We start from the raw sequence: 19,132 nt of genomic DNA, 5'->3' as shown, positions 1-19,132 counted from the left end.
GAAGTTCTAATTATCGCTTACCCAAACCGAATCCAAATTGAGTGCTCTTTTTATTTTGTCGGTATTGGCCTGCGCTTCTTGTTTGCTTTTAAACCCCCCGACTCGCAATCTGTACATCGTTGTATTCTTCTCACGGACAGGGATTACTTCGGCAAAAACGCCTTGCCGGGCAAATTCCGCCGCTTTACTTTTAGCAAACCATTCCTGTTTGAAGGCAACCAGATTTACACCCCATTTTCCAGGCGCTTCTTGCCTTTTTTCCTTCACCGGCTCTTGCTTTACAACAATTTTTTCAGCCGCTATTGGCTTGGCTTTTACCGTTTCAGGTTGAGTTTTTTCTTTGGCGGCTGCGGTTTCATGCGCAGCCTCTACCTTGGCGGGAGCCGGTTCTGTTTCGTGCGCGTTTTTCTCTTTAGCCGGAGCATGTTCTACACCTGTTTTAGCCGGCGTAACCGGCTGCGGCTTCACTTCTTTAACCGGTTCAGGTTTAACCGGTTCAGGCTTATGAACGACTTCAACTTTCGGTGGAACTGCAACGGCTGGTTCCGAAACAGGCTTTGGCTTTACGTCCGGCCCGCCAATCTTGACCTGCAACACATCCATCGCCTTACTTACCATATCCTGTTTCGCGACAATATCAGGCAGCTTGTGATTTAACAAATCGACGGGAAACTGTGGGTTCCCTTTCAGCTCCGTTATAAAACCATCGACCTGCTGATTCAATTGCACAACTGAATTCCGCATCGCATTCATTTCTTCATTGGGATTATTGGCGGCGCTCTTCGCCAGACTTGCTTCAAGCGTTGAAACCACTTCATTTAACTTTGAGACTTCAGTTTTCGCGCCATAAATCATCATACCCAGCCCGGCTGCCGTGCTTAATGCAACGACGCCAAATCCCAATGCTACATAACTGAAAAGCTTTGCTTTTTTAACCTTACTTTCAGCCTCTTCAAGCTGTCTTTTAATATCTTCCTGTTCAAACCCAAATGGACTCAACTTTACATTGGCAACGTCTTCTTTCTCAGGCGCGGCAGTCTGTTCCGAACCCGGTCCGGCAACCGCTTCGTTATCTCCCGGTTTTAACCCGGCAGTTTCCGTGTCAAACCCCTGAACCGCTTCATCCGGCCCTAGAAAACCAGAGTCGCCAAAAACATCCGCCAACTCATCGTCTTTATTGACGCCTGCATCAGAAATTTCCATATCCGCCGTAATATCAAAATCAGGCAAAAGAAAATCATCTTCCTTCGCCGAGGAGGGTTCTTCAGCTTCCCCTAACTGAACGCCCTCTGCCTGCCAGGAAGAATCGTCACTAACTTCATCGAGCTGAAAAAGGTCATTAATTTCACTCAAATCCGCATCATCCCCAAACGCCTCGTTCTTTCCAAGATTTTGATCTAACTCGCCTTCCGCATCAAAGCCGGCATCCGCAAGCAAATTGTCAATGCCGTTATCATCCTGCAATTCATTAAATGATTCTTCGGCCACCGTCTCCAGCTCTTCATCGGCGGCAGGTAAATCCGCAGACTCCGAATCACCCCGAATCAAATCGGAACTATCAAACTCATCGCTAAAGCCGGAAAAATCATCGATCTCATCCGCTATATCTTCTTCCCGATCCTCTGCATCGACGGCTTCCGCAGCCGGTGCAGCAGTCAGTTCATCATCCTGAATCAGATCCGACTCATCAAAGTGATCGCTAAGGAAAGAAAAATCATCGTTCTCATCCGCTATATCTTCTTCCCGATCCTCTACATCGACGGCTTCCGCAGCCGGTGCAGCAGTCACTTCATCATCCTGAATCAGATCCGACTCATCAAAGTGATCGCTAAGGAAGGAAAAGTCATCGACCTCATCCGCCAAGCCTGTACCGGCCTCTTCTTCCACATCGGATTCATCGACGACTTCCGTGGTCTCAGTCGAATCCACTGCCGCTGATGCAAACTGTTCGACATCCGATAATGCTTCCGCGGAAGCCTGTTCAGATTCAGCACCGGCTTTTTCATCCTCGGCCGCATCCGACAAGTCCTGTTCAACAAATTCAGGCTCATTGAAGTCGCTAAAATCCGAAAACTCATTCACTTCGTCAAGCGCGCCAACATCTTTGTCCAGACCGGAGCCATCGGCGATTTCTTCGGGCAGGGGCAAATCCGCTACAGCCTGTTCAGCTTCAGCCGTCTGTGATAAATCCTGTTCAACAGCTTCAGGCTCATTAAAGTCGCTAAAATCCGAAAACTCATCCACTTCGTCAAGCGCGTCAATATCCTTGTCCAGACCAGACTCTTCGACGATTTTTTCGGGCGTAGTCAAACCTCCCGCCGTCGAAGCCGCTTCGGTAACGTCATCATCCTGAATGAGATCCGATGGGTCAAAATCATCGCCAACAAGGGCCATAAAATCATCAAGCTCCTCCTCTTCCGTCGCAGATGCCGAGTCCTGTCCACCCATTTCCGGCTCGTTGAAGTCACTAAAACCCGAAAAACCGTCCTGTTCGTCCGCCGCACCGGCATCCTCTGCGTTTGCTTGCTCCGGCGCATTATCCTCATGAAATCCGGTATCCATTAGCAACCTGTCAATAGCATCCTCGTCATCCTGCGACTCATTCGACGAAACAAAAGGCAAATCCTCTACAGTCCGCCCTACTTCGATAACGGCCGACTGGTTTTTTTCCGGTTCGTTAAAATCGCCTCCAAAGCTATCAAAACTCAAAAGTTCATCCAACTCGGCATCTTTCGCGTCATATACCTGCTTTTTCGTTTCTGTTTGCCCGGACGCATCGTCTGCATCAAACCCGGCATCCATCAACAATCTATCAATTGCATCAAGATCATCATCGTCTTGTATCTCATTCGACGGAAGTAAGGATGATTCCGCCTCATCCAGCATGGCATCCAGATCAACAGTAAGATTATCGCGTTTTTCTTTTGCTTTTTTATCCATTGAATCAGTCATATTCAGGCTCGGTGATGAGTTTTAAGATAACCACACGGTTTAAATGCAGCGTTAGGTGCTTATCGGCAGAGAAACAATTTTATTCATTTTAATACCAAATAAACTGAATGTTCATCAAGTTTCACCAATTTGATGCTAAACTCCCCAAAAAACTTCCAAGAAACAAAATGCAACTAGCCATCACCGTCTTAGGCAATTATCAGACTCATTTTATTGCCGAAATATTACCCGCCGTGCGCGACTGTAAATGCAATATCCTGGAAATAAGGCTATCCCGTCTCGCTCAGTCCTCCGCCGCATACCTGCTGATTCAAGGCAACTGGAATCAAATTGCCAAATTTGAAAACACCCTGGACATTATCCAGAGACGGCTGGACATCAAAATCCATACCTTAAGGCCGGAGCAGAAAGACAAGGCCAAAGAATGCGTTCCATACTCATTGGAAACAATATCCCTCGACCGCGATAGCGTCACAGAATCCATTACCTCGTTTCTGTTCGACCGGAAAATAGATATTGAGGAAATAACCGGCAGCTGCTATCAGGCGCCCTATATCCAGACTTCCGTATTCTCAACCAAATTTGTAATTTTAATTCCCCCGCAAATTCACCTGTTGTCGCTACGCGAAGAATTTATGGATTTCTGCGACCAATTGAATATAGACGCCATTCTTGAACCCATAAAACGATAACTTTAATAATGATAACTCCCGGCAACCCTGTACCCGATTTTGAGGCTTCATCTACCGGCGATAAAACGGTAAGGCTAAGCGACTACCAAAACAAATATCTCGTTATTTATTTTTACCCTAAAGACAACACGCCCGGCTGCATCCAGGAAGGCCAAAGTTTCCGCGACAACATTGAACAATTCACTGCGCTGAACGCCGTCATCGTAGGCGTATCGCGTGATACTGTCCGAGTTCACGAGGGCTTTAAATGCAAACAGGAATTCCCCTTCGACTTGCTCTCTGACCCGGATGAAAAGCTATGCGAACTGTTTGACGTTATCAAGATGAAAAACATGTACGGCAAGCAGGTCCGGGGCATCGAGCGCAGCACCTTTTTGATCGATCCTCAGGGCCTACTGGTTCGAGAATGGCGCAAAGTCAAAGTCAAAGGACACTGCGAAGAAGTCTTGCAAGCCTTGCATGAACTAACAGGGAATTAGCCATGAATATTCAAACATCACCGCCTAAGAAGCTGTTCGTCTTGGACACCAACGTACTGATGCATGATCCAACCGCGATCTTCCGCTTCAAGGAACATGACATTTTCATCCCGATGATTGTCCTGGAAGAACTCGATCATGCGAAAAAAGGCCTGACCGAACTGGCGCGCAATGTCAGACAAGTCAGCCGTTTCCTGGACGAATTAATCCGCGACGCCAACCAGCAAACCATCAACGACGGCTTGCCGCTATCAAGTATAAAACACGGGCCGAACACCGACACAGCCGAAAGCGGACGCCTGTATTTCCAAACCAGCGCGATGACCGCATTGCTGCCGGAAAGCATGCCCGGCAATCTGGCCGACAACTCGATACTCCGCATCGTCCTGGCGCTCACTAAGGAACTGCCGGGCACCACCGTTATCCTGGTCTCAAAAGACATCAACATGCGCATCAAGGCGGCGACCCTGGAGTTGCTGGCCGAGGACTACCATAACGACCAGACTCTGGATGACATTGACCTGCTATACAGCGGCTCAATGGCGCTGGAATCCGATTTCTGGGCCGTTCACGGCACCAAAATGGAATCCTGGCAGGAAAAAGACCGCACGTTTTACAAACTGGACGATCCGCTGGTCGCCGAATGGTACCCGAACCAGTATTTGTACATAGAAGACGAGACCAACTTTGAAGCCATCGTCAGATCTTGCGAAGGACAGGTTGCGGTATTGGAACTGGCCAAGGATTATCGGGCAAGACGCAACAATATCTGGGGCATAACGGCAAGAAACCGGGAGCAGAACTTCGCCCTCAATGTCCTGCTGGACCCCAACATTGACTTTGTCACCTTACTGGGTACGGCGGGTACGGGCAAAACCCTGCTGGCTCTGGCCGCAGGCCTTAACCAAGTCATGGAAAAGAAAACCTACCAGGAAATCATCATGACCCGAGAAACCGTGCCGGTCGGTGAAGATATAGGCTTTCTGCCCGGCACCGAAGAAGAAAAAATGGCGCCGTGGATGGGCGCATTAATCGATAACCTTGAACTGCTAAGCCACAATGCTGAACAGACCGAATGGGAACAAGGCGCGGCCAGCAACATCATCATGAACCGGGTCAAAATCAGGTCGCTTAACTTTATGCGCGGACGCACCTTCCTGAATCGTTTCTTGATCATCGACGAAGCGCAAAACCTGACCTCAAAACAAATGAAAACCCTGATCACCCGCGCAGGCCCCGGAACCAAAATCATCTGTATCGGCAACCTGTCGCAAATCGACACGCCTTATTTAACGGCGACGACCTCAGGCTTAACCTATGTTGTAGACCGTTTTAAAACCTGGCCGCATGGAGCCCATATCACCTTGCGCCGCGGTGAGCGTTCACGCTTGGCCGATTACGCTTCAGATATTTTATAAAAGAAAGTATTTTGCATTGTTAACTTAATATCAAACAATACATCATAAACAAGGAGCGGGCAGCGCCGCGATATTTGGGCGGCAATTATTGCAGGATTTTAGTAATTCCACCGCAGCGGGCATTGCCCACTCCTCCTTCGGTGCTTAACTTAAAGGCATTGGCAGGACGATACCGTCAATTTTAATGGGGGGGGCAGACTCTGAGGTATCCCCACGAATCACCCTATCTCCAACTTGCCAGAATAACCTATTAACAGCGCCCGTGCCAGACGCCCGGCTCTATCTCAATTCCATGATTATTTGGTCTGGACAATGGGGAGTACTATAGCTCACCATTGATTTTGATTTAATAACGTCATACGGGTATTTTTAATCTAACTTATTTTTAGCCAAATAAGTAACAAAGCCTTTTAAATGGTCTTTTTCTTCATTGGTATCTAAGTTTATCGTTCGGAATTCTTTATAAGTAATACAGGAATCAGCCCCTTCGTCTACGTTTATAAAAATGGATCCTATTAAAATCAGGTATTTCCCTACGAATTCATCTTTTGATTTCGTAATCAAAAGATGAATTCTTTCTTGTACAGCTTCATACATGACTTCCGTTGCTTCTTGTATCGGATAGGGTTCATCTTCGATTCGTACTTTGTTTTGTTGAAACAATTGCACAATAGTATCTTCTTGGTAATCGAGTAAACTGGGTTCTTGCGGTTTGTCATTTATTTTATCTAGTGCCGCTTGTGCAGCTCCACAACAGTTTGATTCATGATCTTGACCTCTGCGGACCACTTTCCCGATTTTCCCCTCTTTAGTTATGCCAATATGCGGTCCGTAAAAAATGAGCAATGCTCCATCCTCCGGCATGTGATGTGCGAATGCTTGTATACCCGTTAGTCCGGTAAATGGAAATCCATCTAATCCTCCCAGATAAAAAGGGCCTAGTAAACCACTATCTGATATTGAAAACTGCATGGCGTTTATATCATCGCTGCAAATACTGTTGGCAGTCATTACTTCATCTGGATTGAAACCTATCTGCTTTAGATATTCAATAACTAATTTTCCAAATATTTCAGAATAAATTGCGTTAGGGTAATATTTTCTTATTGTTTTAAGATATGAATTGTTCATGATTATTATTTCCTTACTTACTCATAGGCTTTTCGGTTTACGCCCCGTTTATTTAAGTGGGTTCTGGTCTCCACTTTTTAAAACTTATTTATAAAGGTAATGGTCAGTCCGTAGTTTAAATTTACCCATAACATCTGTATTCACGAAATAGATGTAGGCAATCAAACCTAAAAAAGGCAAATAAATATTCTTGTTATGTAAAAGAAGACGCTGCCCTCATGTGCATCCTGTCCGGCGGACATGCGGCTTTATTGACAATACCCCACTGACGTTGTGACGGATATGATACTTTCAACGCTGGGTTTTGTCCTAACATTTATATTCCGCCTTACTTGAACCTGCCGCCCTACCAGGCTTGTTATGTGCAGTCTTATTTGCACGCCCTGCTTGAATCTCCCCGCTGTCACAAAACCGTCAACAAACGTTCATTTCTTTGTCACAGAAGAGTTTTACTCTTTGCCCAGAAGGTTAATGCTTTGCAGAACTTCCCTCAGGAGGATAAAGATATGAAACTGCTCTATTCCATCCATAAATACGACGTTTTCATGTTCACCTGGCTGATCAACGCCAGAATGCACGTCCACTTGACCAAGGCCGGCCGTTATCTGTCAAAAACCGGCGACGGCCAGCTTTACCTGGTCATCACAGGCTTGTTGTATTGGTCTGAGGGCTGGGAAAGCCCATTTCTGCAAGCCGTTCTACTGGGTTTTTCAATCGAGAGACCGATTTATTTCGTGCTCAAAAACGGCCTGAAGCGCAACCGGCCGCAAGCGGCCTTACAAAATTTCCGCAGCATCATTACCCCCTCGGATAAGTTCAGTTTTCCATCCGGCCATACGTCCGCCGCGTTCATGATGGCGACGCTGCTTGGCTATTATTTACCTCCCTTAATGATCCTGCTTTATTGTTGGGCGACATTGGTTGCATTCTCCCGTGTGGTTCTGGGCGTGCATTTTCCGACCGACACGTTGGTAGGCGCTATTTTGGGCATCAGCACCGCACTTTTCAGCTTGGGACAAATCGTAATATGAAAATTTTTTATGGCGTACAAGGCACCGGAAACGGCCACATTACTCGCGCACGGGTTATGGCGAAAGAACTCCATGCCGCAGGCATCGACGTTACCTTTCAATTTAGCGGACGCCCTGCGGATAAGTATTTCGATATGGAAATATTTAACGGCTACCAGTTGCGTACCGGCATGACCTTTAATACGGAAAAAGGGCAAGTCAATTATCTAAAAACAGCGCGTGACGCAAACCCCATTACTTTCATAAAAGATGTAAAGTCGCTCGATTTGAGCGGCTATGATCTGGTGATCAGCGATTTTGAACCGGTCACCGCCTGGGCCGCAAAAAACCGGAAAATACCGGTTTTAGGCATCGGCCATCAATATGCGTTTAACCATAACATCCCCAGAAAGGGATCGGACCCTATCGCCGACCAAGTCATAAAGTATTTTGCCCCCGCGGATGTGGGGATCGGTTTGCACTGGCATCATTTCGGCCAGCCCATTTTGCCGCCGATTATCGATACGCCCGAAACACCGAAAAGCATTATCAAAAACAAGATCATCGTGTACCTTCCGTTCGAAGACCCGAATGAAGTCGTCCGGCTTTTGTCGCCCTTTAAGAACTTTCAGTTTCACGTTTATTCGCCGGAAGTGGTTCCGTCCCAATTCGATCATATCACCTGTAATCCTCTGTCGCGCGACGGTTTCCAGAAAGATTTATATGATTGCGCGGGCATTATCAACAATGCCGGATTTGAACTGGCCAGCGAGTCGTTACAGATGGGCAAAAAAATCCTGGCTAAGCCTCTACACGCGCAAATGGAACAAATCTCCAATGCCGCGGCCTTACAGCAGCTCGGCTATGGACATGTCATGAACGATCTGGATGCAGCGGTTATTGAACATTGGCTGCACGACAATCACGCCGTTCATATTACTTATCCCAATATCGCAAAAACGCTGGTGCAATGGATACAGGACGGCATGCCCAAAATGGATGCGGATTTTATTGAAGACGTATGGGATTCGGTGGAAGTTTTGCAAATCAAGCAATAGCAGGCCGTGTACCGTCTGTCATGATCGTAAATGATCCGATGATGTCCCCGGCTAAACACTACGTGGCGGACTGCTTTTATCCAGCACCGCAATCACTTCCTCGCAGCTGATTATATTTTCCTTGTTGCTGAGAATATAGTCAGCCAATCGCTCAATAGCCTGCCAATAAACAGGTGAATTTATGAACTGAAAAGCTTGCCCGAACAACTCGGCCAGCTTTTCTTCGTGCCGGCGCCTGTCCGCGATAAAGATGTCCAGGTATTCATAAACCTTCTCAAGATCGGATGTCCCGCCGTAATAATGCAGGGCATCGATGTTAACCAAGCGGGCATTAAACTGCTCGTCATCGCGCAGGGCGACATGCCTTGCTTCCGCCAGCGGCCCGATCAGCAAATTGATCATGTCCGCCTCAAAAGCCGTCTGATATACGTCCTGCTCGGCAGATGAGAAATAGCGCGTACTTTCAAGCAACGCAACCGGCAGGCTGTGAATCAGGCGCCCTCCTTCTACGACTGCGGCAAAGCGATCATAGGCGAGGTTGTTCGGAAGACCGGATTTTAGGCGATCCAGCGGCTTAATGGTGATTTGAAAATGCACCGGGGGCAGTTGTTTTTGTTTATTGTAAAGATAAATGGCCGTCGCGTGACCGGCCTCATGGAAAGCGGTTTGTCTGATCAACTCTTGATCATTAACAAAGCAGAATGCATCAGCCTGGTAATTCCGTTTCATTGCTCCACCCGTAGGCTAAAAAGATGCGGCCAGCGCTGCTGACCGCACATAGAGGAAGGACAGTTAACTCTAATCCCCTTAAGCAAGGGAGTGACACACAAGAGTTGCACACAGTCTAATGAATGAAACCGGCCTTGGAAATGTGACTTATTGTCGCGCGACAATAAGACGCGGAAAATGGCGCGATATATGCTTATTGTTTGTTCTTGCGTTGTAAAAACGCCCTAAAGCCGCATGAATACTGGGCTTAAACAAATCATTATCGGCAGTCTTCAGGGCATTTCACGCAGAAAAACAGGGCATATGCCACACAAACCTGAGCAGACCTTAAACAACACAGAAACTGGTATGACTAAATCGAAACTCATTGATATATTGACTAAGAAGCGGCCTCATTTGGAACGAAAACAAGTGGAATCGGCGGTTGATTGCATGATCGAGCATATGAGTGCAGCGCTGATGTCTAACGATAGAATAGAAATCCGGGGATTTGGCAGTTTTTCCCTGCATTATCACCCACCCGTTACCGGCAGAAACCCCAGAACCGGCGCTGAATTAAGCTTGCCGGCCAGGTATTCGACCCATTTCAAACCGGGCAAAGAACTACGGCGGAGAGTTAACAAGGTACCGGGTTGTAACGGCGAGTTGCAGCCAAATACAACCGAACGCGGATGACTGTGCAAAATTGCTGATTACAGTTTTGCAGCCCGATACGGCAAGACCGGGTTATTCTCTTGACCAGCGCTGCATGCGCAAAATAGCGCCGCCGTTACCGAAACTGTCTACCAGCCAACCTGACTCGCCTTTGTAAGCGTCGGGATGAAATACGACTGCTGACATCGCCGCCGCGCTAGCGGCGTTTTTCTGCAACAAATAGCGTTAACCGCTCACAATACTAACCATAAAAGATCTATGTTTTCAGCAAGTTATATAGAATACTACTCTTTCTTGTCAAATGCGGAAACATTCGTGTCATCACAAAGAAATATTCACGTAATAAAAGCCGCCTATCCTACCCTAAACCTCAACATGTTTAGGGGATCTATCAAATGCCGGATCTGCGCAAAGAAATAATCAACATCCTTGATGGCAAGCTCCTAACGCCGCATTTCCAGCCTATTGTTTCCCTGACCCATAAGAAAATTCTGGGTTACGAGGCGCTAATCCGGGGTCCATCCAATAGCCCTCTGCATAGTCCGTTTAACTTATTTACGACGGCCGAACGGTTCAATTTAAGCACAAAACTCGAGTTCCTATGCCGGGAAATAACCATACAACGCTACGCCGACCTGGACATTAAAGAAAAGCTGTTTATCAACGCCAGCCCGTTGGTGCTGCTGCAACCGGAATTTAAAAAGGGCGAAACACTCAGGTTGCTAGATCAGTACGGCGTCAATCCGCGCTCGGTAGTCATTGAATTAACCGAGCACAAACCAGCCGATAACTACGAAATCATGCGCGCCTCGGCCAAACACTATCGAGGCATGGGCTTTGAGATTGCTCTTGACGACTTGGGCGCCGGTTATTCGGGATTAAGGCTCTGGGCGGAATTACTGCCCGAATATGTAAAAATAGACAAACACTTCGTCCACAGCCTCCATAACGACCCGATCAAACTTAATTTTGTCCGCTCGATTCAAAGCATGGCGGTCTCCCTCAATTGCAGCGTCATTGCCGAAGGCATCGAAACACAAGAAGAATTCAAAGCCATAGAAAAAATCGGCATTACTAATGCCCAAGGCTATTATTTTGCCCGGCCAACGGCTGTTCCCGTAAAGGAAATCGACAAAGCGCTGTTTGCTATCGAACAGGATACGGATTGCAAAAGCGCTCCATTCAATAACGCCACAACAGCGGTCCAGATCATCAGGGACATCACGCCTATTTCAGCCAAAACCACCATCAGCGACGTCATGAACCTGTTTCATCACAACAGCGAACTGACCATATTGCCTCTGGTTGACGACAACATAGCGTCCGGCATTATTTTTCGTGACAAATTTCTTACCAAACTGTTCTCCAGCCGATACGGCATCGACTTACACGGCAAAAACCCGATCAAAATGTTTATCGAAAATACGCCGTTGTGTATCGATAAAAACATGCCGATCGATTTAGTCAGTAAGCAGCTGACCTCATTAATGACCAATGACCCGGCTTTTATCATTACCCATAACGGGGAATATATGGGCGTAGGCACTCTGCTGGACTTACTCGCCGAATTCACCCGCCAGCAAATCGATAACGCCAAACACGCCAATCCCCTGACACTGTTGCCGGGCAGCGTTCCGATCAATAACCAGATCAATCAATTGCTGGCTAACAAAATCCCGTTCGGTTTCGGCTATTTTGATCTTGATAACTTCAAACCTTTTAACGATGTCTACAGCTACGATGCCGGCGACGCGATCATCAAAGCCGTCGCCAATACGCTGATTCAATACATCCCGGCAGAGAGCGGCCGGGTCGGTCATATAGGCGGCGATGATTTTATTGTAATTTTTACCTGCGATGACTGGTTAACACGCTGTAAAAACATACTGAAAGCCTTTGAAAGCACCGTCCCGTCCCATTACAGCGACAAGGATATAAATGCCGGGGGCATTCATACTGAAAACAGGGCCGGAGAGAAATGTTTTTTCCCGTTGATCAGCCTGTCCGTCGGCCTGGTGGATCCGGTATCAACGAGCCAGTGCCAATCCCATGTCGATATAGCCGACTTGGCATCCGAAGCCAAAAAAATGGCAAAAAAAATACCCGGCAACAGTCTCTTTATTAACCAACGAATGGCCGCAAAAAATTCCGGCAATTTTCAATCCTTTACACACTCAGCAACCAAACTGCACATAGTTAATTAAGCCTAAAGCGTCTCTTTTAATAACAAACTGACCGGGGAACAGCTCATGAAAATTAATAAGCACGTAACCGATGTGGAACATATTCTTACCGATGCTGATTCTATTGTTTCCAATACCAATTTAAAAGGCGTTATCACTTATGTTAACGATGCTTTTATCCGTATCAGCGGCTATTCCAGAGAAGAACTGATCGGCGCATCGCACAACATCGTGCGTCATCCCGACATGCCGCCCGAAGCCTTTGCCGATTTGTGGCGTTCGATGAAAGCAGGCCGCCCGTGGACCGGCATCGTCAAAAACCGCTGCAAAAACGGCGATTACTATTGGGTGCTGGCTAATGTCACACCGCTTTATGAGGGCGATCAACTGGTCGGCTACATGTCGGTCCGCAGCAAACCCGCGCATGAACACATCAAGACCGCGGACGCGGCTTACCGGTTATTTCGCGAAGGCAAGGCCCGCAACTTGAAAATCCAGGACGGCAAGGTCGTAAGACCCTCTATTTTAAAGCAACTAGAATTCAGCGATTTGACCATCAAGGCCCGTCTGATCGCTATTGTCGGCCTGCTGTCTGTCTTGCTGCTGGTTATCGGCGGTATAGGATTACTCGGCATGAGCAAGGCCAAAGAAGGCCTGCGTACTGTGTACGAGGACCGCACCCTGCCCATCAGCCAAATTTCCTCGATTCAAAATTTGTTGCTGACTAATCGGCTGGCTATTGCCGCAAGCTTCAATAACCCGACACCTGAGGCGATCCAACAAAACACCGAGGACGTGGAGCAAAACATCGACAAAATCACCCGGCTTTGGGCCGGCTATATGTCCACCCGATTAACCGCTGAAGAAAAAATACTGGCCGACCAATTTGCCGAATACAGAAAACAGTTCGTGGCGGATGGGTTAAAACCGGCGGTTGCGGCATTGCGGGGCAACCGCCTGGCGCAGACCGACATAGACAGGATCAACGACCTTTATTTACCGGTCGAAGAAAGTATCCGGCAACTGATGCAAATGCAGCTCGATATAGCCGGACAGGAGTTCGGGGCCGCCCAGTCCCGCCATGAAACCTTCCGCACTTTTTCCATCGGCCTGATCGCGGCAGGCATTGCGTTGGTGCTGTGGCTCGGTTTGGTTCTGGTCCGCGTGATCATACATCCGCTTGAGGCCTCCATCGCCCACTTCGGCCAAATTGCACAGGGCAATTACAACAATGTCATAGACATAGAACGCCGGAATGAAATCGGCAAAGTCATGGAAGCCCTCAAAGCGATGCAAACCAAACTGGGTTTTGACGTCGCCGAAAGCCAGCGCGTCGCCGATGAAAACCTGCGCATCAAGATTGCGTTGGATAACGTCAGCACCGGCGTCATGATCGCCGACAACGACGGTAAAATTATTTATGCGAACCCATCGGTAAGCGATATGCTCAGCAAGGCCGAGCAAGGTATCCGCAATGATTTTCCGGGTTTTTCAGCCGGCAAACTGGTCGGCAGCAAGATTGACAGTTTTCATAAAAAACCTGCGCACCAAGCGCAATTACTCGGCGCATTAACCGGCACCTACACAACCACTATGGAACTGGGCGGCCGTTCGATGGTAGTGGCAGCCAGCCCAGTCATCAATAAACAGGGGCAGCGTCTGGGTTCGGTAGCCGAATGGCAGGACCGCACCGCCGAAATCGCCGTCGAAAAAGAGGTATCAACCATTGTCGCTGCCGCTACTCTGGGCGACTTTACCCATCGTTTCGACTTACGCGGCAAGGAAGGCTTCTTGCGCGAATTGGGCGAAGCCCTCAACCAGCTCCTGTATACCACCGAAACAGGCATCAATGAAACCGTGCGCGTGCTCGAAGCGCTGTCCCGCGGCGACCTGACTCAAACCATCACTCATGACTACCACGGCACGTTCGGACAACTGAAGGACAATTCCAATACCACGGTGGAAAAACTTAAAAATATCATCCATCTGATCAAGGAGGCCACCGGCTGCATCAACACCGGCGTACAGGAAATTGCTTCGGGTAACAATGACCTGGCGCACCGTACCGAAGAGCAAGCCACCCGTCTGGAACAAACAGCCGCAAGCATGCAAGAACTCACATCCAGCGTGCAGCATAATACCGAGAGCGCCAAACAGACCAACCGGCTTGCCACGGGCGCAGCAGAAATAGCCGACCAAGGCGGTGTGGCGGTTGGCCAGGTTGTCTCCACCATGAATGAAATAAAAGAATCTTCGCAAAAGATCGAGCAGATTATTTCCGTGATCGACGACATCGCCTTCCAGACCAATATTCTCGCCTTCAACGCCGCCGTTCAAGCCGCCCATGCCGGCATCCACGGACACGGCTTTGCCGTCGTAGCCAGCGAAGTGCGCCACCTTGCGCAACGCGCCGCCGCATCCGCGGAACAAATCAAAAGCCTGATTGAAGACTCCGTGGAAAAAATCGATGTGGGCAGTAAACTGGCCGCCCAAGCGGGGCTGACCATGAAAGAAATCGTCAGCTCCATCCGTAGCGTCTCCGGCATGATGGCCGAAATAACCGCCGCCTCCGTCGAGCAAAGCGCCGGTATCGAACAGGTCAATCTAGCCATCCTCCAAATGGATAATGTAACTCAACAAAATGCCGCCCTGGTAGAACAAGCAGCCGCCGCTACGGAATCATTGGAAGAACAAGCGCAAAACCTGGCCGTCACCGTAAGCGGCTTTAACGTAGATGAAAGACTGGCCAGCCCGGACACGTTTCCTGTCGTTGAAGATGCCGCTGTAGCACTGCCGGCGCACCAACACCGCCATCGGGAACACAAGGAACGTGTTGTTTGGGATAGCGTAAGAACCGGCGGCAATGCTCTCCATAGTCTGGAAAAGGTCGCGGCAGCCAATATGAAGCCGCAACTGCTGGCCCTCGCCAATGGCGATTGGGAGGAGTTTTAATAATGACAACATTCCGGTTACCGCGCCCTGCTCCAACGTCATTAAGTTAAGCCGTTCGTGGTGATCCCCATTCGATAAACTCATGACAAGCTTCGGCTGCACTCAATCCATAAGGCAAGGTCTGCAATGAATACGTTTTATGACATTCAAATAACCGATGACCACCCTATTCTCCGTGGAAAATTTATGCCTAAAAAACTGAAAAAAAAACTGCCTAACACCCGGCAAGACCAATTTGCGTTGATCAAAAAGCAAAGCAACGCCCTGCAAAAACTGCACAAGAACGAAAGCAAACTGCATATTTTCAGTTCTCAACTTACCCGCCTGATCGATGCGATTCCCGATGCCGTTCTGCTCAAAGACAGGGACGGACGCAAATTGGTCACCAATCGACTGACTAAAAGCCTTTTCAAACTGCACGACATTGACTGGTATAGCAAAACGGATATAACTTCGGCTTTTGCGCACCCGGAAATACATGCCGACCATGAACATGACCACCGCACGTTGAAATCGGAGTTGGGCCTTGCGTTGGAAAAGCGCCAATTCCAGCTTTATTACCAAATTCAGGTAGACGGCAATTGCAAAATGATCGGAGCGGAAGCCCTGCTGCGTTGGGAACATCCACAATACGGAGTGCTTACTGCGGATCAATTCATCCCGATAGCGGAACAAACAGACTTGATCCTGCCGATCGGGGCATGGGTGCTGAAAACCGTCTGCGAACAACTTAGATTATGGCAGGCCGACCCGCTAAAAAAGAAATTGCAGCTCGCCGTCAACATCAGCCCCGGTCAATTCAACAGCCCCGGTTTCGCCGAACAATTGCGCCGGATGCTGGAAGAGACCGGCGTCAATGCGAAACGGCTTAAATTGGAACTGACCGAAAGCCTGATGCTCCATGACCTCTCCAACACCATCAAAAAAATGAAGGCGCTGAAACAGCTCGGCGTCCGCTTTTCAATGGATAACTTCGGTACCGGTTATTCCTCATTGAGTCAGCTGAAGAAGCTACCCATCGACCAGTTAAAGATCGACCCGTTCCTGATGCGCGACATCGCCATCGACACTGGCGACGCACTGATCGTAAAAACGGTCATCGCCATGACCAACAAACTGGAGATCGACGTGATTGCCGGCGGCGTGGAAACCGAACCGCAATTTGCCTGTCTAAAACAACTGGGGTGCTCGGCCTATCAAGGCTACCTGTTCGGCAAACCGATACCGCTAGATGAATTTGAAAAACTGATTAACCCGACCGACATAGCTTTCAGGATTAAATAATGCCCACCAACAAATTTGTAATCAGCAACCCCAAGCCGTCAATCACCAAGCTTCCCGCGCAGGGCCGGGAAAAAAACGATTTTATTGATGACTTCAAGGAATACTATGTCCACCTGCTGGGCCGGGACGAAAACTGCCGCTCCCCTTATTATGCCGGCGAAGCCTTATCGCTGGCGATTCGCGACCGCCTGATGGAGCGCTGGAAAACCACGCATCAAACCTATAAAAGCAATGACTGTAGACGGGGTTATTACCTGTCGATGGAATTTCTGATGGGCCGGACTTTGAGCAACGCCATGCTAAATCTGGGCGTAACCGATACCGTAACCCAGGCCATGTACGATCTCGGCATTGCCGTGGAAGAACTGATCGGCAGCGAACAGGATGCAGGGCTCGGCAATGGCGGCCTGGGCCGTCTCGCCGCCTGCTTCATAGACAGCTGCGCCACCTTGCAGCTGCCGGTGATCGGTTACGGCTTGCGTTACGAATACGGCATGTTTACCCAAACTATTATCAACGGCGAACAGGTCGAAAAACCCGATCATTGGTTGCGCCACGGTAACGTCTGGGAAATCGAGCGCCTGGAATATTCACATTGCATTAAATTCGGCGGCCATACCGAAGTCCAGACCGACGAGAACGGCAAACAACGGCATTGCTGGATGGCGACCAGTAATGTATTGGCCGTGCCTTTCGATACGCCGATACCCGGCTATCAGAATGGAACCGTTAACTCACTGCGGCTGTGGAAGGCGATAGCTACCGAGGAATTCAACCTGGATGAATTCAATGCAGGCGGTTATGCGGAAGCCGTCGCGGCAAAAATCACGGCCGAAAATATCACGATGGTGCTGTACCCCAACGATGCCAACGAAAACGGCAAGGAACTGAGATTACGGCAGCAATATTTTCTGGCTTCCGCCAGCTTGCAGGATGTCATCGCCCACTGGACAAGCCTGCACGGCGATAATTTCGAGCATTTTGCCGAAAAAAGCTGCTTCCAGTTAAACGACACCCACCCGAGCATTGCAATTGCCGAACTGATGCGCCTGCTGATGGACATGCACGGATTGACCTGGGATCAAGCCTGGACAATCACCAAAAACACCATGGCCTATACCAACCACACCTTGCTGCCCGAAGCGCTGGAAAAATGGCCGGTTAGCCTGATGCAGCGGTTGCTGCCGAGGCTGATGGAGATTATTTTTGAAATCAACGCCCGTTTTCTGGCTGAAGTTTCGATGCACTGGCCCGCGGATACCGATCGATTAAGCCGGATGTCGATCATCGAGGAAGGCGACCGGCAACAGGTAAGAATGGCCCATCTTGCGATAGTCGGCAGTTTTTCCGTGAACGGGGTTGCCCAGCTGCATTCCAAGTTACTGACGCAGGACTTGTTCAGGGATTTTTACGCCTTATGGCCGCATAAATTCAACAATAAAACTAACGGCGTGACGCCGCGGCGCTGGTTAGCGGCCTGCAATCCCGAGTTGGCAAGCCTGATAACGGAAACCATAGGCGACAAATGGGTCACCGATTTATCGCAACTGAAAAAACTGGAACCCTACGCCGACGACGCCAAATTCCGTCAGCGCTGGCACGCGATCAAGCAGGCGGGAAAACAACGTTTGATTGACTATAAAAAAACCAAACACGGCGCGGAACTGCATTTGAATGTCGATGCCTTATTCGATGTGCAGGTTAAACGCATTCATGAATACAAGCGTCAGCTGCTCAACGTATTGCATGTCATCCATCTTTATAACTGCATAAAAAAAGGCGACGCCGACCGGGTGCCAAGATGCGTATTAATCGGCGGCAAAGCGGCTCCCGGTTACCGCATGGCGAAAAAAACCATCAAACTGATCAACAATGTCGCCCAAGTCATTAATTCCGACCCTGATATAGGCGACAAACTGACCTTGCTGTTTTTACCGGATTACCGCGTTTCGGCGATGGAAAAGATCTGTCCCGGCGCCGATTTATCCGAACAAATATCCACCGCCGGCAAGGAAGCTTCAGGCACAGGCAATATGAAACTGATGATGAACGGCGCGCTCACCATCGGCACACTGGACGGCGCAAACATTGAAATCCGCGAAGAAGTAGGCGATGAAAACTTCTTTTTGTTCGGCTTGACCGAAGAGCAAATTGAAGCAAGGCGAGCCCACTACGACCCGCTCGACATGATCGACCAGGACGAAGATTTGCAGCAAGTCATGCATCTACTGGAATCCGGCTATTTCAACCAGTTCGAGCCGGGCATCTTCGACGACCTGATCAACTCGATAAAAAGTCCTCACGATCCCTGGATGACGATTGCCGATTTTAGAAGCTACGTCGATACCCAAAAACGGGTTGAAGACGCCTATCGGGACAAAGATCACTGGATCAAAATGAGCATTTTAAATTGCGCGAACAGCGGCAAGTTTTCTACCGACAGGACGATCGGCGAATACAACCGCGATATTTGGAAATTAACACCGCAACCGGCTGTAACGCATAAATTGGAAAATCCGGCTTAGCCTAACAGCCACCGGGCGACGCGGGTTGGCTCCCGTTCATAAAGCACAATGACATCGTAGGAGCG

13 protein-coding genes are annotated in these 19,132 nt (G+C 48.8%); 10 read left to right on the top strand and 3 right to left on the bottom strand.

The features are described 5' to 3' along the window. Nucleotides 1-6 precede the first annotated feature (6 nt). The gene (locus tag V3O24_RS16290; RefSeq protein ID WP_104422405.1) at nt 7-2,952 is read right to left on the bottom strand and encodes an SPOR domain-containing protein; all 2,946 of its coding nucleotides are present in this window, start codon (nt 2,950-2,952) and stop codon (nt 7-9) included. Between the two features lie 167 nt (nt 2,953-3,119). Between V3O24_RS16290 and V3O24_RS16285 the strand changes: the two genes are divergently transcribed. From V3O24_RS16285 to V3O24_RS16275, 3 genes are read left to right on the top strand one after another with little or no spacing between them, the layout of a single operon-like run. Then, nucleotides 3,120-3,644, top strand: coding sequence for an ACT domain-containing protein (locus tag V3O24_RS16285; RefSeq protein ID WP_104422656.1), 525 nt, complete (start codon nt 3,120-3,122; stop codon nt 3,642-3,644). An 8-nt stretch (nt 3,645-3,652) separates the two neighbouring features. Next, nucleotides 3,653-4,123, top strand: a complete 471-nt coding sequence (locus V3O24_RS16280; protein WP_181049821.1) for a peroxiredoxin — start codon at nt 3,653-3,655, stop codon at nt 4,121-4,123. Nucleotides 4,124-4,125: 2 nt separating this feature from the next. Further along, the gene (locus V3O24_RS16275) at nt 4,126-5,541 is read left to right on the top strand and encodes a PhoH family protein (RefSeq protein ID WP_104422404.1); all 1,416 of its coding nucleotides are present in this window, start codon (nt 4,126-4,128) and stop codon (nt 5,539-5,541) included. 369 nt (nt 5,542-5,910) lie between these two features. Here V3O24_RS16275 and V3O24_RS16270 read toward each other — a convergent pair whose 3' ends face one another. Further along, complete coding sequence (locus tag V3O24_RS16270) at nt 5,911-6,672, bottom strand: hypothetical protein (protein WP_331308030.1); 762 nt, start codon at nt 6,670-6,672, stop codon at nt 5,911-5,913. A 506-nt stretch (nt 6,673-7,178) separates the two neighbouring features. Between V3O24_RS16270 and V3O24_RS16265 the strand changes: the two genes are divergently transcribed. After that, nucleotides 7,179-7,703 (top strand): phosphatase PAP2 family protein, encoded by a 525-nt coding sequence (locus V3O24_RS16265; RefSeq protein WP_104422402.1) that lies wholly within the window; start codon nt 7,179-7,181, stop codon nt 7,701-7,703. Next, the gene (locus V3O24_RS16260; protein WP_331308029.1) at nt 7,700-8,740 is read left to right on the top strand and encodes an MJ1255/VC2487 family glycosyltransferase; all 1,041 of its coding nucleotides are present in this window, start codon (nt 7,700-7,702) and stop codon (nt 8,738-8,740) included. Before V3O24_RS16265 ends, V3O24_RS16260 begins: the two co-directional genes overlap by 4 nt. A gap of 51 nt (nt 8,741-8,791) precedes the next feature. On the opposite strand, the gene V3O24_RS16255 is transcribed toward V3O24_RS16260, so the two are convergent. Beyond that, entirely contained in the window at nt 8,792-9,469 is a 678-nt protein-coding gene (locus V3O24_RS16255; RefSeq protein WP_331308028.1) for a hypothetical protein, read from the bottom strand. 348 nt (nt 9,470-9,817) lie between these two features. On the opposite strand from V3O24_RS16255, the gene V3O24_RS16250 reads away from it, so the two are divergent. The 5 genes from V3O24_RS16250 to V3O24_RS16230 all read left to right on the top strand — a co-directional run bounded on the left by V3O24_RS16250 (nt 9,818) and on the right by V3O24_RS16230 (nt 19,067). Continuing rightward, nucleotides 9,818-10,144, top strand: coding sequence for an integration host factor subunit beta (locus V3O24_RS16250; RefSeq protein ID WP_331308027.1), 327 nt, complete (start codon nt 9,818-9,820; stop codon nt 10,142-10,144). Between the two features lie 374 nt (nt 10,145-10,518). Further along, complete coding sequence (locus V3O24_RS16245) at nt 10,519-12,327, top strand: GGDEF domain-containing protein (RefSeq protein ID WP_104422398.1); 1,809 nt, start codon at nt 10,519-10,521, stop codon at nt 12,325-12,327. A gap of 45 nt (nt 12,328-12,372) precedes the next feature. Further along, a complete protein-coding gene (locus V3O24_RS16240) occupies nt 12,373-15,258 on the top strand; it encodes a methyl-accepting chemotaxis protein (protein WP_331308026.1) in 2,886 nt (961 codons plus the stop codon). A 186-nt stretch (nt 15,259-15,444) separates the two neighbouring features. Then, nucleotides 15,445-16,542 (top strand): EAL domain-containing protein, encoded by a 1,098-nt coding sequence (locus tag V3O24_RS16235; RefSeq protein ID WP_331308025.1) that lies wholly within the window; start codon nt 15,445-15,447, stop codon nt 16,540-16,542. Further along, complete coding sequence (locus V3O24_RS16230) at nt 16,542-19,067, top strand: glycogen/starch/alpha-glucan phosphorylase (RefSeq protein WP_331308024.1); 2,526 nt, start codon at nt 16,542-16,544, stop codon at nt 19,065-19,067. The genes V3O24_RS16235 and V3O24_RS16230 overlap by 1 nt, the downstream gene beginning before the upstream one ends. The last annotated feature ends 65 nt before the right edge of the window (nt 19,068-19,132 follow it).

Origin of the sequence: Methylobacter sp. Wu8 (assembly GCF_036440755.1) — a bacterium.
Taxonomy (GTDB): Bacteria; Pseudomonadota; Gammaproteobacteria; order Methylococcales; family Methylomonadaceae; genus Methylobacter_A; species Methylobacter_A tundripaludum_A.
This window is presented reverse-complemented; position numbering and strand designations above follow the sequence as displayed.

Coding starts and splice junctions, on each gene's coding strand:
- V3O24_RS16260 (WP_331308029.1), top strand. CDS start 7,700: ATGAAAATTTTTTATGGCGTACAAGGCACCGGAAACGGCCACATTACT.
- V3O24_RS16230 (WP_331308024.1), top strand. CDS start 16,542: ATGCCCACCAACAAATTTGTAATCAGCAACCCCAAGCCGTCAATCACC.
- V3O24_RS16240 (WP_331308026.1), top strand. CDS start 12,373: ATGAAAATTAATAAGCACGTAACCGATGTGGAACATATTCTTACCGAT.
- V3O24_RS16270 (WP_331308030.1), bottom strand. CDS start 6,672: ATGAACAATTCATATCTTAAAACAATAAGAAAATATTACCCTAACGCA.
- V3O24_RS16280 (WP_181049821.1), top strand. CDS start 3,653: ATGATAACTCCCGGCAACCCTGTACCCGATTTTGAGGCTTCATCTACC.
- V3O24_RS16265 (WP_104422402.1), top strand. CDS start 7,179: ATGAAACTGCTCTATTCCATCCATAAATACGACGTTTTCATGTTCACC.
- V3O24_RS16245 (WP_104422398.1), top strand. CDS start 10,519: ATGCCGGATCTGCGCAAAGAAATAATCAACATCCTTGATGGCAAGCTC.
- V3O24_RS16275 (WP_104422404.1), top strand. CDS start 4,126: ATGAATATTCAAACATCACCGCCTAAGAAGCTGTTCGTCTTGGACACC.
- V3O24_RS16290 (WP_104422405.1), bottom strand. CDS start 2,952: ATGACTGATTCAATGGATAAAAAAGCAAAAGAAAAACGCGATAATCTT.
- V3O24_RS16285 (WP_104422656.1), top strand. CDS start 3,120: ATGCAACTAGCCATCACCGTCTTAGGCAATTATCAGACTCATTTTATT.
- V3O24_RS16255 (WP_331308028.1), bottom strand. CDS start 9,469: ATGAAACGGAATTACCAGGCTGATGCATTCTGCTTTGTTAATGATCAA.
- V3O24_RS16235 (WP_331308025.1), top strand. CDS start 15,445: ATGCCTAAAAAACTGAAAAAAAAACTGCCTAACACCCGGCAAGACCAA.
- V3O24_RS16250 (WP_331308027.1), top strand. CDS start 9,818: ATGACTAAATCGAAACTCATTGATATATTGACTAAGAAGCGGCCTCAT.